The sequence below is a fragment of the Kitasatospora sp. NPDC058478 genome, from assembly GCF_042720345.1.
In the GTDB taxonomy this organism is placed as follows: Bacteria; Actinomycetota; Actinomycetes; order Streptomycetales; family Streptomycetaceae; genus Kitasatospora.
The window spans coordinates 1-14,851 of record NZ_JBHXML010000122.1 but is presented as its reverse complement, the minus strand read 5'-3'; the positions used below and the strand labels follow the sequence as shown (position 1 = coordinate 14,851).

The window sequence follows — 14,851 nt, the reverse complement described above, 5'->3', positions numbered from 1 at the left end:
GTGCGACACCGGCGCTTTAACCGCCTGGCCCCCCACGGGCCACACCTTATTCCCGTTGCCCCGCCCCCCCCCCCGCGGGGGCGCGCCACGCTCCACCCGTGTGTGATCGAGGAGATCAACCCCCATGCAGAACGTGAAGAAGGCCGCCGTCCTCTCCGCCGCCGCTGCCGGCCTGGTGCTCGGCGCGGCCGGGTCCGCCGCCGCCAGCTCCGGCGCCGAGGGCGTGGCCGCCGGCTCCCCCGGTGTCGTGTCCGGCAACCAGGTCCAGATCCCGGTGCACATCCCGGTCAACCTGTGCGGCAACTCCATCAACATCGTCGGCCTGCTGAACCCGGCCTTCGGCAACAGCTGCGCCAACGTGGAGCTCCCCCCGCCGCCCGCGGACGACTGCTGATCCCCGATCGGCACCCGTTCCGGCCGTACTGCCCCCCGACCAGCCGGCCGGGGGGCAGTTCGGCATCCCCGGGCGGCCGGTGGCCGTCCGGGCCCCCGATCCACCGAAGGGTGATCCGCATGGTTTCGAAGAAGAGCGGGGCCTGCCTGGTCGTCGCCGTCGGCGCCACGATGCTGCTCGGCGCGGGTTCGGCACAGGCCGCCACCACGACCGGTTCGGCCCCCGCGTCGGGCCCGGCCAAGCTGGCGAAGACCGACGTCGGTCAGGCGCTGAACGGGACGACCTCCGGCCTCGGCTACGGGCTCGCGCCGGTCAAGGACCTGCGCCTGGACCCGTGGGCGAACTCCTCGGCCGACGTGCTCAACAACGGCGCGACCGTCAAGCCCGACCAGGGCCTGGCCCCGGTCGGCACCGGCGGGCTGACCGGCCCGCTGAGCGCGGGCGGCGGCATCCGGGACCTCCCGCTGGTCGGCGGCCTGACCGGCGTGCTGCCGGGCTGAGCCGCCCGGCGCAGGCGGGAGCCCGGCACCCCGGTCGCGTCCGGGGTGCCGGGCTCCGCCGTGCCCGGAGCCGCTGGGCTCAGAGCTGGGTCAGGTCGGTCAGGCCGGTCTGCTGCACCACGCCGGTGGTGGTCGCGGTGGTGGTCGCGGCCAGGTCGCCCACCTTGTCGGTGACCGAGATCGGGTGGTCGTCGTCGCCGAGGCTGGCGGTGGCCCCGGGGACGGCCTGCACGGTGCCGGTGACCAGGCGCGGGTCCACCTCGTCCACCTTGAGCCGGCCGTCGGCCAGCTGGCCGGTGCCGTCCTGGACGAGGGCGAGCGGCTTGCCGACGGCGAGGCCGGGGGTGTCGGCGTGCAGCGGCGCGGCCGGGGCCTCCAGCAGCACCTGGCCGAGGTCGGCGCCCCGGTCGACCAGCGGGAGCGGCAACTGGGCCTTGGCGCTCGGGCCGACCTTCCCGGTCTGCAGCTCGGGGACCAGCCGGTCCGGGATGAGCTCGGTGCTGGTGGTGCGGCCGGGCGCCGGCGGCAGGAGCAGCGAGGTCGGGATGCCGGCCGTGACGCGGCTGCCGAGCGGGGTGAGCGGCACGTCCGCCGGGACCTGCTGGGTGGCCAGCTTGTCCTCCAGGGCACCGACCTGGTCGGGGCTGACCGGGGCGGCGCCGGCCGCTCCCTGGGAGGCGAGCATGCCCGCACCGACCGCCAACAGCATCGCGCCGGCCCGCTTGGAGAACTTCATGCTTTTCACCGTTCTGCCTGTCCGTACTGGAGATCCCTGAAGGGAGGGGCTGCGGGGCGCAGCCGGAAAGCAATCTGCCTCAACGAGTGACCGCTGGTACGGATTGCGGCGGTTAACCGGTTCGGCCTAATAATCCGACCGGAAACCACCCTACGACGCGCCTCCCGGACTCTTTTCAAAAATCCCCGTAACCTTCCGTGCCGTCATTCTTTGATCTGGACGTCAGTGACTGCAGACCGGGTCTGAGCGTTCTACGCGTTGTACGCACGGAAACCAAGAGCATTTCAGAGAGGGATCTCCCCATGATCCAGAAGTCTTTCGCCGCCGCCGGCCTGGCCGTCGCCGCGCTGGCCGCCGCCGCCGCGCCCGCCTCGGCGATCGGTGACGCGGACGGCGCCGCAGCCTCCATCGAGGGCAACGGCGGCACCAACTTCACCGGCACGGTCGGGAACAACAGCCCGAACTTCCACTTCCTGGACAACGCGAACGTCTGCCTCCCCGAGATCCACAACATCGCGGTGGGCGTGCTCGGCGTGGCCGTCCCGGTCGAGGTCCCGATCGCCAACAGCGGTGGCAAGCAGTACTGCACCCAGGGCCAGGGCACCCAGAGCCACGGCGACGCGGGCGTGTCCCACCTGGTCGGCTGACCGTTCCCCCAGCTGCACTCCCCCTGAACCACCCTTCGAATCGCTCCCCGATTCACCCCTCGAGAGGAAAACCGGAAATGATCAAGAAGTCCCTCGCCGCCGCCGGCCTGGCCGCCGCCGCCATCGCGATGTCCGCCGGCTCGGCCTCCGCCATCGTCGACGCGGACGGCGCCGCCACCTCCGTCCAGGGCAACGGTGGCACCAACCAGACCGGCACCCACGGCAACGGCAGCCCGAACTTCCACACCCTGGACAACGCGAACATCTGCCTGCCGGAGGTCCACAACATCGCCGTCGCCGTGGTCGGCGTCGCGGTTCCGGTCGAGGTGCCGATCCTGAACAGCACCCCGAAGCAGATCTGCAACGTCGGCCAGAACACCCAGTCCTCGGGCGACGCGGGCGTTTCGCACCTGATCGGCTGATCAAGGGGCACGGCACGGACGGAGGGCCCGGGGAGGTACGTCTCCCCGGGCCCTCCGGGCGCTACGAGCGCCACAGGCGAGGTGTCCGGCCGACCGCCGAACAGGTGCGGACCGGCCGGGTGAGCGGGCGTTCGGACCGGCGCGTGGGGCGCCGACCCGAACGGCCGGATGTGATCACGTGTCAGAGGCAGCGCCCGCCGGGGCGCTCCGAAAGAGAGGGCATTTCCATGAAGAGCAAGCTGGCCAAGGCCGCACTGACCGCCACCGCCGCGCTGGCGCTCGCGGGTGCCGCCACCCCGGCGTTCGCGCACGTCGGTTTCGCGGGCGGCGGCGAGTTCGTCGCCTCGGGCGACCAGCCGTTCGTGGCCGGTGCGGGCTTCGGCGTCGGCCACACCAGCGACGTCATCGCCGGCGGCTTCGGCGGCGGCGCCGCCACCTCCACCGACGTGATCGGCGGCGGCGAGGGCTTCGCGCACATCAACGGCTGGAAGTAGAACCCGGAAGGCCGGGCCGCCCCCACGGGGAGCGGCCCGGCCTTCTCGTTGTCCTGCGCCTGCTACTTGAACGCCCTGCCTTGCGGCGCCGGCTACTTGAGCATCGCGGCGGCCTCGACCGCCCAGTAGGTGAGGATCTGCTCGGCCCCGGCCCGGCGGATCGAGGTGAGCGTCTCCATGATCATCCGCTCCCGGTCGATCCAGCCGTTCGCCGCGGCCGCCTCGACCATCGCGTACTCACCGGACACCTGGTACGCGGCGACCGGCACCGGGGAGGCGTCGGCGACCTGGCGCAGGATGTCCAGGTAGGCCATGGCCGGCTTGACCATCACCAGGTCGGCACCCTCGGCGAGGTCCTGCTCCAGCTCGCGCAGCGCCTCACGGGCGTTGGCCGGGTCCTGCTGATAGCTCTTGCGGTCGCCCTTGAGCGAGGAGCCGACCGCCTCGCGGAACGGGCCGAAGAACGCCGAGGCGTACTTGGCGGTGTAGGCGAGGATGCCCACGTCCTGGTGTCCGGCCTCGTCCAACGCCCGCCGGATCACGCCGATCTGGCCGTCCATCATGCCGGACGGGCCGACCAGGTGGACGCCCGCGTCCGCCTGCACCCGGGCCATCTCGGCGTAGCGCTCCAGGGTGGCGTCGTTGTCCACGCTGCCGTCGGCGGCCAGCACGCCGCAGTGGCCGTGGTCGGTGTACTCGTCCAGGCAGAGGTCGGACATGACGACCAGGGCGTCGCCGACCTCGGCGACCACGTCGCGGATCGCCTGCTGGAGGATGCCGTCCGGGTTGGTGCCCTCGCTGCCGGTGGCGTCCTGCACGGCCGGCACGCCGAACAGCATCAGGCCGCCCAGGCCCGCCTCGGCCGCCTCCACCGCGGCCTTGCGCAGGGTGTCCCGGCTGTGCTGGACCACGCCCGGCATGGAGCTGACCGGGACGGGCTCGCTGACGCCCTCGCGGACGAACAGCGGCAGGATCAGCTCCGCCGGGTGCAGCCGGGTCTCGGCGACCAGGCGGCGCATCGCCGGGCTCTGGCGCAGCCGGCGCGGGCGTACGTACGGGAATTCAGCGGACACGGCTTCTCTCTCCGAACGGTTGTGCAGTGCCGGGGGCGACGGATCGCCGCCCCCGGTCCCGAGGGTGTCAGCGGGCCTTGCGGCGCGAACCCGGACGGCGCTCGCTGGGCCGGTAGACCGGCTCGCCGGCGGCCGTGGCGGTGTCGCGGCGCTTGGCCCCGAAGTCTGCCAGCGCCTGGGCCAGCGCGGCCGCCGACGGCGCCGGGGCCATCACGTCGACCCGCAGGCCGTGCTCCTCGGCGGTCTTGGCGGTGGCCGGGCCGATGCAGGCGATGACCGTGACGTTGTGCGGCTTGCCCGCGATGCCGACCAGGTTCCGCACGGTCGAGGACGAGGTGAAGAGCACCGCGTCGAAGCCGCCGCCCTTGATCGCCTCACGGGTCTCGGCCGGCGGCGGCGAGGCGCGCACCGTCCGGTACGCCGTCACGTCGTCGACCTCCCAGCCCAGCTCGACCAGGCCGGCCACCAGGGTCTCGGTGGCGATGTCGGCACGCGGCAGCAGCACCCGGTCGATCGGGTCGAACACCGGGTCGTACGGCGGCCAGTCCTCCAGCAGGCCGGCCGCGGACTGCTCGCCGGAGGGCACCAGGTCCGGCTTCACGCCGAAGTCCACCAGGGCCTGCGCGGTGGTCTCGCCGACCGCCGCGACCTTGATCCCGGCGAACGCGCGGGCGTCCAGGCCGTACTCCTCGAACTTCTCCCGGACCGCCCGGACCGCGTTCACCGAGGTGAAGGCGATCCACTCGTAGCGGCCGGTGACCAGGCCCTTGATGGCCCGCTCCATCTGCTGCGGGGTGCGCGGCGGCTCGACCGCGATGGTCGGCACCTCCTGCGGCACCGCGCCGTACGAGCGCAGCTGCTCGGACAGGCCGGTGGCCTGCTCCTTGGTGCGCGGCACGAGCACGTTCCAGCCGAACAGCGGCTTGGTCTCGAACCACGAGTGCGAGGACCGGTGGGCGACCTGCTCGCCCACCACGGCTATCACCGAGGTCGCCGGGTCCACCGGGGCGGAGACCGGCGAGGGCAGCACCCGGGCGGCCTTCAGGTCGGCGGCGATGCCGGACAGGGTGGAGGTGAAGGTCCGCTGGCGGGTGGTGGTGCCGGAGAGCGTGGCGCTCAGCGCCGACTCCGGCTTGCGGCCGTTGGCGACCAGGGCGCCCGCGGTGGCCGGCAGCTGGCCCAGGGTGGTCCGGACCACCAGGGTGGTCTCCGGCGCGCCCAGGTCCACCGGGCTGCCGGCCAGCAGCGCGGTGCCGTCCACGAAGCGCACGTCGGTGCCGGCCGCGCCGCGCAGCGGGACGCCCGCGTACGCCGGGACGCCGACCGACTGGGCGACGCCCGGGATCACCTCGAAGGGGATGCCGTCGCCGGCGCAGCTGAGCATCTCCTCGGCGGCGCAGCCGTCCAGGCCCGGGTCGCCGTCGACGGTGCGGACCACGTGCTTGCCGGCCCGCACGGCCTCGGCGACCAGCCGGGCCAGGTTGAAGTCCGCGCCCTCGGCGACCGGGGTGTGCACCTGCACACCGGCCGGGCAGTGGGTGCGCACGGCGACCGCGGTCAGCGGGTCGGCGACCAGGATGTCGGCCGAGGACAGCACCTCGACCGCGCGCAGGGTCAGCAGCCCCGGGTCCCCGGGGCCCGCGCCCAGGAAGGTGCACCGTCCGGTGGCGGACTGGCCGCCCGGGAACGGGGTTTCGGTGGCGGCGGTGGGGCTCATCGGGCTCGCTCCCCCATCAGGGTGGCCGCGCCCGCGTCGAGCAGCCGGGCGGCCAGCGCGCGGCCGAGGGCCGTCGCGTGCTGCTCGGCGGTCTCGTCGAGGACGATCGGACCGTTGGCGGACATCTTCAGCAGGGCGGCGCCGTCGGGGTCGCCGACCACGCCCTCCAGCCGCAGTTCGTTCGGTCGGACCCAGGTGGCCAGCGCGGCCACCGGAGCCGAACAGCCGGCCTCCAGGGTGGCCAGCAGGGCCCGCTCGGCGACCACGGCGACCCTCGTGGGGGCGTGGTCCAGGGCGGCGAGCGCGGCGGTCAGGTCGGTGTCGGCGCTGGTGCACTCGATCGCGAGCGCGCCCTGGCCGGGGGCCGGGACCATCAGCTCCGGGTCGAGGTGCTGGGAGATCTCGGCGCTGCGGCCGAGCCGGTTGAGGCCGGCCGTGGCCAGCACCACCGCGTCCAGCTCGCCGCTGGTCACGTAGCCGATCCGGGTGTCCACGTTGCCGCGGATCGCGACGGTCTCCAGCGCGGCGCCGCGGGCGGTGGCCCAGGCGTTCAGCTGGGCCATCCGGCGCGGCGAGCCGGTGCCGATCCGGGCCGGGCGGCCGGCGCCGGCCAGCTTCTCCACCAGCTCGTCCAGGGTCAGGCCCTCGGCGGCGACCAGGGCGTCCCGGGCGTCCTCGCGCTCGGGGACGGCGGCCAGCGCCAGGCCCTCGGGGGCGGCGGTGGGCAGGTCCTTGAGCGAGTGCACGGCGAAGTCGATCCGGCCCTCCAGCAGCGCGTCCCGCAGGGCGGAGACGAACACGCCGGTGCCGCCGATCTGCGCCAGCGCCTCCCGGGAGGTGTCGCCGTAGGTGGTGATCTCGACCAGCTCGACGGGGCGCCCGGTGACCCGGGTGACCTCGCGGGCCACCATGCCCGACTGGGCCATGGCGAGCGCGCTGCGCCGGGTGCCGAGCCGCAGGGTCGCGGTGGCGGCCGGAGTCTGCTCCGTGATCGGTTGACCATTCATGAGGTGATCGTCCCGGTGGTACTCGTGGGATGGCTGACGGTTCATCTGGCGCCCCCGCCCGAGGGCTGGGGGCCGCCGACGGGTGTGCCCGACACGGCGTGCACGGCCGCCGGGTCGAGGTCGAACAGCTCGCGCAGCGCGTCCGCGTAGGAGGCGCCGCCGGGCTCGGCGGCCAGCTGCTTCACCCGGACGGTCGGGGCGTGCAGCAGCTTGTCGACGACGCGGCGGACGGTCTGGGTGATCTCCGCGCGGGAGCGCTCGTCCAGGTCGGGCAGCCGGGAGTCCAGCCGGCCCAGCTCGGCGGAGACCACGCCGGAGGCCATCGCCCGCAGCGCGACCACGGTCGGCGCGATCCGGGCGGCCCGCTGGGCGGCGCCGAAGGCGGCCACCTCGTCAGCGACGATCCGGCCGACCTGGTCCACGTCACCGGCGCCGGGGGTGGCGGCGTGCGCGTGGGAGAGGCTCTCCAGGTCCACCAGCAGGGCGCCGGGCAGCTCGTGCACGGCGTGGTCGACGTCGCGCGGCATGGCCAGATCGAGCAGGGCGAGCGGCTGGTCGGCGGTGCGGGCGGCGACCGCGGCGGCCACGTCCCCGGCCTTGACCACCACACCGGCCGCGCCGGTGCAGGAGATCACCAGGTCGACGTCGGCCAGCGCCTCCGGCACCTTGGCCAGGTCCAGGGTGCGGGCCACGCCGGAGCCGAGGATCTCGACCAGGCGCTCGGCGCGGGCCGGCGTCCGGTTGGCGATCAGCACGTCGGTGACGCCGCAGCGGACCAGGGTGGCGGCGGCCAGCGAGCTCATCGAGCCCGCGCCGACCACCAGCGCCCGCTTGCCGGCGATCTCGCCCGCGCCCGCCGCGACCTGCTCCAGGCCGAAGGTCACCAGCGACTGGCCGGCCTTGTCGATGCCGGTCTCGCTGTGCGCCCGCTTGCCGACCCGCAGCGCCTGCTGGAACAGCTCGTTCAGGCCGCGGCCGGCGGTGTGCTCCTCCTGCGCGGTGGCCAGCGCGTCGCGCAGCTGGCCGAGGATCTGGCCCTCGCCGACCACCATCGAGTCCAGGCCGCAGGCCACCGAGAACAGGTGGTGGACGGCGCGGTCCTCGTAGTGGACGTAGAGGTGGGAGGTCAGCTCCTCCAGGTCCACCCCGCTGTGGTGGGCGAGCAGCAGCGACAGCTCGGCGACGCCGGCGTGGAACTTGTCCACGTCCGCGTACAGCTCGATCCGGTTGCAGGTGTTCAGCAGCGCGGCCTCGGCGACGGTCGCGGTGGCGGCCGCGTCGTGCAGCAGCCGGGTCGGCACCTCACCGGTCAGTGCGGCGCGCTCCAGCACGCCGACCGGCGCCGTGCGATGGCTCAGTCCAACGACGAGAAGACTCACGCCCGCCCCCAGGTCCCACGGTTGTCCGTACTCATGAGGCCGCCCCGCACCGCTCGGCGGGTGCTCCGCACGACCTGCGCCCTGCGACTGACTCGCTCGCTCATGCGGGCATCACCGCGGGGAGATCGCCCTCCCCGCCCTTGCCGGGCTGGCCCTGCTCGGCCTGGTCCTTGGCCGCGGTCTCGGCGGTGCCACGGCCCTTGCCGTTGCCGCCCGCCGCACGGCGCAGCTTGGCGGCCGCCGCCCGGACCGGGCCCGGGGCGCGGTCCAGCACCGACTCGGTGCGGTCCGGCTCCTCGCCGGCCTTGCGCTGCTCGTGGAAGGCCAGGATCTGCAGCTCGATGGAGAGGTCGACCTTGCGCACGTCCACGCCGTCCGGGACGGTCAGCACGGTCGGGGCGAAGTTGAGGATGCTGGTGACGCCGGCCTCCACCAGCCGGTCGCAGACCTGCTGGGCGGCACCGGGCGGGGTGGTGATCACACCGATCGAGACGTGCTGGCTCTCGACGATCGACTCCAGCTCGTCCATGTGCCGCACCGGCAGGCCGGCCGCGCTGCCGCCGACCACGTTCGGGTCGGCGTCCAGCAGGGCGGCCACCCGGAAGCCGCGGGAGGCGAAGCCGCCGTAGTTGGCGAGGGCGTGGCCGAGGTTCCCGATGCCGACGATGACGACCGGCCAGTCCTGGGTCAGGCCCAGCTCGCGGGAGATCTGGTAGACGAGGTACTCGACGTCGTAGCCGACGCCGCGGGTGCCGTAGGAGCCCAGGTAGGAGAAGTCCTTGCGCAGCTTCGCCGAGTTCACGCCGGCGGCGGCGGCCAGCTCCTCGGAGGAGACCGTCGGCACCGAACGCTCGGAGAGCGCGGTGAGCGCGCGCAGGTAGAGGGGGAGGCGGGCGACGGTCGCCTCCGGGATGCCCCGGGCACGCGAGGGTCGGCGCGCGGCGCCCTGGTCGGGCGTCTGCGAACTGCTCTGTGGTGATCGGCCGATTGCCACGGTGCTCCTGTGGGTGAAGCTGGGCTTTGGCAGCCAGGCTATGCGTTTGTGAACGTGTGCACAAAGATGGTGTCCGTTTTGTCCCCACACAGTGATGCGCATCACGCCGTCGAACCCATAGCACCGCGCTCGGTCAGGAGGACGGCCGGGGCGGGCACCCCGGGCAGCCACGGGCCGTACGGCGCCTCCCGGCGCACCAGCGGGACGGGCGTGCCGGACGAACGGGAGCGGGCCCGGCCCAGCCGCGGCCAGGGCACCCGGGCCGCCTCGCGCAGCGGGCCCGCCCAGTCGTCCGGCGGGCAGGACGGGACGCCGACGCAGTGCCGCAGCAGCTCGGCGGTCACCCGGGCGTCGCCCAGCGCGGTGTGCGCCGGGTACCAGCCCAGGCCCGCCGCCTCCACGCAGGCCGCCAGGCCGTGGCCGCGGGCCTGCGGCAGGTGGGCGCGGGCCAGCCGCATCGTGCACAGCAGCGGCACGGGCGGCAGCGCGACCCCGATCCGGGCGAACTCGCGATCCAGGAATCCGTGGTCACAGCTGACGTGGTGACCCACCAGCACCCGGCCGGCCAGCAGCTCCAGCAGCCGCGGGGCGATCTCCCGGAAGCGCGGGGCGCCCTCGACGTCCGCCTGGTGTATCCGGTGCACATGGGTCGGACCGACCGGACCCAGCGGGTCGAGCAGGGTGGCGAACTCCGCCTCCGGGCGCAGCCGCTCGTCCAGCAGGACCACCGCGATCTCGACCACCCGGTGCCGCCACGGACTGCGGCCGGTCGCCTCCACGTCCACCACGGCGAAGCCCCGGGCGCCCGGCGGGGCTTCGGGCGTCCCAGGGGTCGGGCCGGGAAGCATGGCGGCACTCCTCGTGTGCTCAGCCCCCCTTGGGCGCAAACGCGTTCGATCGTAAGCCGACCAACCGGCCCCGGCTCAAGCCGGACCGGGGTGTCCTTGACAACGATTCGGCGAACCGCCCCCGCCGAGCGGCGGGGGCGGCGGCGGTGGCGCGCGGGATCGGTCAGCCGCCGAGGGCGGCGCGCAGGCGGCGTTCGTCGACCCGCCAGAAGTCGTGCTGGCGGCCGTCGATCAGGGTCACCGGGATCTGCTCCCAGTAGCGCCGGTACAACTCCTCGTCCTGGGTGATGTCCTTCTCCTCGAAGGTCGCGCCCAGCTCGCCCGCCACCCGGACGATCACCTCCCGGGCGTCGTCGCACAGGTGGCAGCCGGGCTTGCCGACCAGGGTCACGGTGCGGTCGGCCGGCGCGGGCTTCGGGCTCTTGTCACGTCGCAGCAGTGGGCTCACCCGGCCATTGTCCGCCCGCCCGGCGGCCGCCCCGCCGGGGCCCGGGACCGCCCGGTGTTCACCGCGCGGGCACGGCGCCGTCACGGCCGCCGCGCGCCCGGCTGGCTATGCTCGATGACATGGCCGTGCTCCGAAGGCTCACCCAGGCGAAGCGTTCCACCACCGAGCGGAGCGCCCTGGCGGGCGAGGCTGCCGCCGAGGCGGCGGCAGCTGCGCTGCAGGCCGAGCCGGAGCCGGCCACCGCCCCCGCGGAGAGCACCGCGCCCACCGGGAGCACCGCTCCGGCCGAGAGCTCCACCGAGAGCTCCACCGAGAGCGCCGCGCCCGCCGCGGGCAGGCCCGGCAAGGCGCCCAAGGCCCCGGCCGAGAACCACACCCCCGAGCCGGGCGACCCGCGCGCCGCCGCGTTCTTCGACTGCGACAACACCATCCTGCGCGGGGCCGCGATCTTCTACCTCGGGGTCGGCCTCTACCGGCGCGGCTTCCTCACCCGCCGCGACATCGCCCGGTTCGCCTGGCAGCAGGCCTGGTTCCGGCTGAACGGCGCCGAGGACCCGGAGCACATCTCGGACGCCCAGCACACCGCGCTCGGCCTGGTCGCCGGGAAGCGCACCGCCGACCTGGAGGCGATCTGCGAGGAGGTCTTCGAGCAGGTCGTGGCCGACAAGATCTGGCCCGGCACCCGCGCCCTGGTCCAGATGCACCTGGACGCCGGCCAGCGGGTCTGGCTGGTCACCGCCGCCCCACTGGAGGTGGCCCGGGTGATCGCCCGCCGGCTCGGCATGACCGGCGCCCTGGGCACCGTCGCCGAGGCCGACGGCGGCCTGTACACCGGCCGGCTGGTCGGCGAGCTGCTGCACGGCCCGGCCAAGGCGGCCGCGGTGCACGCGCTGGCCCGGCACGAGCGGCTGGACCTCGACCGCTGCGCCGCGTACAGCGACTCGGCCAACGACATCCCGATGCTCTCGCTGGTCGGCCACCCGTACGTGGTGAACCCGGACGGCGCGCTGCGCCGCCACGCCCGGGCCCAGGGCTGGCGGGTGCGGGACTTCCGGACCGGCCGGAAGGCGGCCCGGGTGGGGCTGCCGGCGGCGGCCGCGCTCGGGGTGCTCGCGGGTGCGGCGGCCGCCGGGGTGGCCCTGAACCGCCGCCGCCGCTGCGCCTGACGGGCTCCCGCCACCCCCGGTCGCGCCCCCGCCGCCGGGCCTGCCCGAGGCCTCCCCACGGCCTTCCCGCGCGGGTGGCCGGCCGTCAACCAGGCCTCTGACCTGGCCCCTCGTACGGGCGAACTCCCGTTTCCGGTACGGCTTTCCGGCCCAATGAGCGAACCTGTCAGCCGGTGACCGGTTCTGATCGTTCGCCAGACCGGGAAAGTCGGGGGTTGCCAGGCCTCAAGACTGGGAAACCACCGGCCGGACCGCCGAATTGGTCACCCTGGGCGCCCGAACGGTCACGTTGAGCCGGATGAACGATGGCAGGTCCGGTCAGAGTCAGCCGAATATGCGCGATAAATGGATCCCAAACGACCACTTCGACCACACGGTGTAGCTGTCATTGCACAAAGCGTTATTCTCTCCTGGATGCACGTCACCCACGCGCCCCGCTCGAACGGGCGGCGCGGGAGTGCTCTCCGCGCAGGCGGAGGTGATCCGTCCACAGTTCTGCCTCTGGGAGTCCCGTGTACCCACCCGTCCGGAACGACGCGCCTGCACCCTCCCGCCCGTCGTCCGCGCCCCTGCGCCCCCGCACCGGCCTCCGCGGCCGCCCCGTCGCCGACCGGCAGATCTCCACCGGCCTGGACCTGCTGCGCAACCTGCTCCGCAGCCAGCTCGCCGCCTCGCCCCAACTCGTGCCCGCCGGCGCCCCGTTCGGCCACCCGCACGGCTCCGGCCTGGCACTGCGCACCACCGCCGCCGGCTCCACCGGCACCGGCTCGCGCGGCCGCACCGGCAGCACCGGCGTCGGCCGCGGCCGCGCCCGGACCGCGCCGAGCCCCGGCTACGAGACCGAGCACAACCCGATCATGGAGCTGGTCGAGCGGGCCCAGGCCGGCGAGAGCGAGGCCTTCGGCCGGCTCTACGACCACTACGCGGACACCGTCTACCGCTACATCTACTACCGGGTCGGCAGCCGGGCCACCGCCGAGGACCTCACCAGCGAGACGTTCCTGCGCGCGCTGCGCCGGATCGGCACCTTCACCTGGCAGGGCCGGGACTTCGGCGCCTGGCTGGTGACCATCGCCCGCAACCTGGTCGCCGACCACTTCAAGTCCAGCCGCTTCCGGCTGGAGGTGACCACCGGCGAGATGCTCGACTCCAACGAGTGCGAGCGCAGCCCGGAGGAGTCGGTGCTGGAGTCGCTCTCCAACGCCGCCCTGCTGGACGCGGTGCACCGGCTCAACCCGCAGCAGCAGGAGTGCGTGACGCTCCGCTTCCTCCAGGGGCTCTCGGTGGCCGAGACCGCGCGGATCATGGGCAAGAACGAGGGTGCCATCAAGACCCTCCAGTACCGCGCCGTCCGCACCCTGGCCCGGCTGCTGCCGCCGGACGCCCGGTGAGGCCGCGGTGACCGGGGGAGGCATAGCCGGCGGGCAGCCCGACCGGCCGTCACCATCCATACCCGACCGACACGTCCGGGTGAACGGTCGATCCGATGATCAGCCGTGCGTAACCCACCGCCCGCACCACTCGTTGGCCAGCGTGCAAGTCCCCACCAGGCGTACGGTCAAGCCGAATTGCGACCTGTCACCCGATGGAGTGGCTTTGGCCCGCCGAGGCAACCGTCCGGCAGGCCGGGGTGTCGACAACGACGAAGGGAGGTGTGGCCCGTGACGGCAAACGTGCTGGAGCACCGACGGGCGAAGGCCTTCGCCGAGGCGCTGGAGGCCCACCGGGCGGAGCAGCGCGGCGCAGCGGACGCCGAATCGGCCAACACCGCTGCCACCGGCGCCGGTTCGGTCGCGATGGCCCAACTGGTCGGCCTGACCGACGCACTGGGCGCGATGCCCGGACCAGCGCTGGACCCGGAGGTACGGACCGTCCAACGCGCGCAGCTGATGGCCGCGTTCGAGCAGGCCTTCGCCGGCGGACCGGGCGCCACGGTGCCCCGCCAACGCCGGCACCGGGCCATCCGGACGGCGCCGCGCGGCCGCTGGAGCCGCCGGTTCGCGATCGGCGGACTGGTCGCCGGACTGGCCGTCGGCAGCCTCGCCGGCGCCGCCGCCGCCAGCTCCAACGCCCTCCCCGGGGACACGCTGTACGGCATGAAGCGCGGCCTCGAAGGGCTCAGGCTCGACCTGGCGGACACCGACTCCGAGCGCGGCGAACTGCTGCTCGACAACGCCGCCACCAGGCTCGGCGAGGCCAAGACCCTGGTCGGCCACCCCGGCCCGGCCACCGGGCTCAGCCCGGGCACCGTCGAACGGGTCCGCCGCGCGCTGGACGACATGCACGCCGACGCCATCAAGGGCCGCGAGCTGCTCCGCTCGGTCTACCGCAGCAACGGCTCGCTCGGCCCGATGCGCGCCCTGGCCGGCTTCGCCCAGGGCGAGGACGGCCGCTGGACCGAACTGGCGGGCCAGCTGCCCGTCCAGCTCACCCAGCAGGCCCACCTGGTCGACCAGCTCTTCGACGACATAAGCGAGGACGTCGCGCCCCTGCGCCTGGCCCAGCCCACCGCCAAGAGCGGTGGCCCGGCCGGCACCGGAGCGGGCGGCGACACGGCCGGCCCGGCCACCGGCGGCGCCCCCGCCGACACCCCGGCGAACGGCTCCGGCACCGCGCCCGGCGAACGCCCGGCCCAGGGCGGCGGCACCGGCGCGACCAGCGGCGGCAACAACCGCCCCGGCGGCACCGAGCGGGCCCCCGCCAGCACCGGCGCCAGCACGCCCGGCGGCATCGGCGCCAAGGGCGGCGGCCTGCCCAGCACCCTGCCCAGCAGCGCGCCGGACGCCGTCAACGGGCTCGTCGGGGACCTCACCAGCGGGCTCACCGGCGGCAAGACCTCGCCGAGCGCCGTCCCGGCCCCGCCGCAGGCACCGCAGCAGCCCTCCGGCACGCCCAGCGCCCCGGCCGCCGGCCAGCCGCAGGGCGTCGAGGTGCCCCCGCTGATCCCGGGCCTGCTGCCCGGGCTGCGGCTCCTCGGCGGCTGACCGGCGGCCGACCGGACGGCCGAGGGCCCCGGCGATCCCTGG

16 protein-coding genes are annotated in these 14,851 nt (G+C 74.4%); 8 read left to right on the top strand and 8 right to left on the bottom strand.

The window, feature by feature from the left end; genetic code table 11:
- Nucleotides 1-124 precede the first annotated feature (124 nt).
- Nucleotides 125-394, top strand: a complete 270-nt coding sequence (locus tag ACFWPT_RS39610; RefSeq protein ID WP_063348863.1) for a chaplin — start codon at nucleotides 125-127, stop codon at nucleotides 392-394.
- A gap of 119 nt (nucleotides 395-513) precedes the next feature.
- The gene (locus ACFWPT_RS39605) at nucleotides 514-894 is read left to right on the top strand and encodes a hypothetical protein (protein ID WP_350878444.1); all 381 of its coding nucleotides are present in this window, start codon (nucleotides 514-516) and stop codon (nucleotides 892-894) included.
- A 79-nt stretch (nucleotides 895-973) separates the two neighbouring features.
- Here the strand turns inward: ACFWPT_RS39605 and ACFWPT_RS39600 are convergent, their stop codons facing one another.
- The gene (locus ACFWPT_RS39600) at nucleotides 974-1,630 is read right to left on the bottom strand and encodes a hypothetical protein (RefSeq protein WP_380380186.1); all 657 of its coding nucleotides are present in this window, start codon (nucleotides 1,628-1,630) and stop codon (nucleotides 974-976) included.
- A 302-nt stretch (nucleotides 1,631-1,932) separates the two neighbouring features.
- Here ACFWPT_RS39600 and ACFWPT_RS39595 point away from each other — a divergent pair, with 302 nt between their 5' ends.
- The 3 genes from ACFWPT_RS39595 (at nucleotide 1,933) to ACFWPT_RS39585 (ending at nucleotide 3,193) form a co-directional block, all read left to right on the top strand.
- The gene (locus ACFWPT_RS39595) at nucleotides 1,933-2,277 is read left to right on the top strand and encodes a hypothetical protein (RefSeq protein ID WP_031063477.1); all 345 of its coding nucleotides are present in this window, start codon (nucleotides 1,933-1,935) and stop codon (nucleotides 2,275-2,277) included.
- A gap of 77 nt (nucleotides 2,278-2,354) precedes the next feature.
- Entirely contained in the window at nucleotides 2,355-2,699 is a 345-nt protein-coding gene (locus ACFWPT_RS39590; RefSeq protein WP_380380184.1) for a rodlet layer protein, read from the top strand.
- A 227-nt stretch (nucleotides 2,700-2,926) separates the two neighbouring features.
- Entirely contained in the window at nucleotides 2,927-3,193 is a 267-nt protein-coding gene (locus ACFWPT_RS39585; protein ID WP_063348859.1) for a hypothetical protein, read from the top strand.
- A 92-nt stretch (nucleotides 3,194-3,285) separates the two neighbouring features.
- Here ACFWPT_RS39585 and hemB read toward each other — a convergent pair whose 3' ends face one another.
- The 7 genes from hemB to ACFWPT_RS39550 all read right to left on the bottom strand — a co-directional run bounded on the left by hemB (nucleotide 3,286) and on the right by ACFWPT_RS39550 (nucleotide 10,659).
- Complete coding sequence (hemB, locus tag ACFWPT_RS39580) at nucleotides 3,286-4,266, bottom strand: porphobilinogen synthase (protein WP_363374889.1); 981 nt, start codon at nucleotides 4,264-4,266, stop codon at nucleotides 3,286-3,288.
- 67 nt (nucleotides 4,267-4,333) lie between these two features.
- A complete protein-coding gene (locus tag ACFWPT_RS39575; protein WP_063348857.1) occupies nucleotides 4,334-5,983 on the bottom strand; it encodes a bifunctional uroporphyrinogen-III C-methyltransferase/uroporphyrinogen-III synthase in 1,650 nt (549 codons plus the stop codon).
- Nucleotides 5,980-6,990, bottom strand: a complete 1,011-nt coding sequence (gene hemC, locus ACFWPT_RS39570) for a hydroxymethylbilane synthase (protein WP_363587777.1) — start codon at nucleotides 6,988-6,990, stop codon at nucleotides 5,980-5,982. Before hemC ends, ACFWPT_RS39575 begins: the two co-directional genes overlap by 4 nt.
- 41 nt (nucleotides 6,991-7,031) lie before the next feature.
- Nucleotides 7,032-8,369, bottom strand: a complete 1,338-nt coding sequence (locus tag ACFWPT_RS39565; protein WP_380380178.1) for a glutamyl-tRNA reductase — start codon at nucleotides 8,367-8,369, stop codon at nucleotides 7,032-7,034.
- 100 nt (nucleotides 8,370-8,469) lie between these two features.
- Nucleotides 8,470-9,363, bottom strand: a complete 894-nt coding sequence (locus ACFWPT_RS39560; RefSeq protein WP_380338106.1) for a redox-sensing transcriptional repressor Rex — start codon at nucleotides 9,361-9,363, stop codon at nucleotides 8,470-8,472.
- 101 nt (nucleotides 9,364-9,464) lie between these two features.
- Nucleotides 9,465-10,211 carry a 3'-5' exonuclease gene (locus ACFWPT_RS39555; protein WP_063348854.1) on the bottom strand — a complete coding sequence of 249 codons (747 nt, stop codon included), beginning with the start codon at nucleotides 10,209-10,211 and terminating at the stop codon, nucleotides 9,465-9,467.
- A 163-nt stretch (nucleotides 10,212-10,374) separates the two neighbouring features.
- Complete coding sequence (locus tag ACFWPT_RS39550; protein WP_063348853.1) at nucleotides 10,375-10,659, bottom strand: glutaredoxin family protein; 285 nt, start codon at nucleotides 10,657-10,659, stop codon at nucleotides 10,375-10,377.
- Between the two features lie 119 nt (nucleotides 10,660-10,778).
- Here ACFWPT_RS39550 and ACFWPT_RS39545 point away from each other — a divergent pair, with 119 nt between their 5' ends.
- The 3 genes from ACFWPT_RS39545 (at nucleotide 10,779) to ACFWPT_RS39535 (ending at nucleotide 14,809) form a co-directional block, all read left to right on the top strand.
- On the top strand, nucleotides 10,779-11,825 hold the full coding sequence (locus tag ACFWPT_RS39545) for an HAD family hydrolase (protein WP_380487832.1): 1,047 nt from the start codon (nucleotides 10,779-10,781) through the stop codon (nucleotides 11,823-11,825).
- Between the two features lie 569 nt (nucleotides 11,826-12,394).
- Nucleotides 12,395-13,216, top strand: a complete 822-nt coding sequence (locus tag ACFWPT_RS39540; RefSeq protein WP_063351307.1) for an ECF subfamily RNA polymerase sigma factor, BldN family — start codon at nucleotides 12,395-12,397, stop codon at nucleotides 13,214-13,216.
- Nucleotides 13,217-13,486: 270 nt separating this feature from the next.
- On the top strand, nucleotides 13,487-14,809 hold the full coding sequence (locus ACFWPT_RS39535) for a DUF5667 domain-containing protein (protein WP_380338099.1): 1,323 nt from the start codon (nucleotides 13,487-13,489) through the stop codon (nucleotides 14,807-14,809).
- The last annotated feature ends 42 nt before the right edge of the window (nucleotides 14,810-14,851 follow it).

Excerpts from the sequence above, each read along its gene's own strand:
- ACFWPT_RS39585 (WP_063348859.1), top strand. The coding sequence starts at position 2,927 with ATGAAGAGCAAGCTGGCCAAGGCCGCACTGACCGCCACCGCCGCGCTG.
- ACFWPT_RS39555 (WP_063348854.1), bottom strand. The coding sequence starts at position 10,211 with ATGCTTCCCGGCCCGACCCCTGGGACGCCCGAAGCCCCGCCGGGCGCC.
- ACFWPT_RS39590 (WP_380380184.1), top strand. The coding sequence starts at position 2,355 with ATGATCAAGAAGTCCCTCGCCGCCGCCGGCCTGGCCGCCGCCGCCATC.
- ACFWPT_RS39595 (WP_031063477.1), top strand. The coding sequence starts at position 1,933 with ATGATCCAGAAGTCTTTCGCCGCCGCCGGCCTGGCCGTCGCCGCGCTG.
- ACFWPT_RS39600 (WP_380380186.1), bottom strand. The coding sequence starts at position 1,630 with ATGAAGTTCTCCAAGCGGGCCGGCGCGATGCTGTTGGCGGTCGGTGCG.
- ACFWPT_RS39575 (WP_063348857.1), bottom strand. The coding sequence starts at position 5,983 with ATGAGCCCCACCGCCGCCACCGAAACCCCGTTCCCGGGCGGCCAGTCC.
- ACFWPT_RS39610 (WP_063348863.1), top strand. The coding sequence starts at position 125 with ATGCAGAACGTGAAGAAGGCCGCCGTCCTCTCCGCCGCCGCTGCCGGC.
- ACFWPT_RS39545 (WP_380487832.1), top strand. The coding sequence starts at position 10,779 with ATGGCCGTGCTCCGAAGGCTCACCCAGGCGAAGCGTTCCACCACCGAG.
- ACFWPT_RS39605 (WP_350878444.1), top strand. The coding sequence starts at position 514 with ATGGTTTCGAAGAAGAGCGGGGCCTGCCTGGTCGTCGCCGTCGGCGCC.
- hemC (WP_363587777.1), bottom strand. The coding sequence starts at position 6,990 with ATGAATGGTCAACCGATCACGGAGCAGACTCCGGCCGCCACCGCGACC.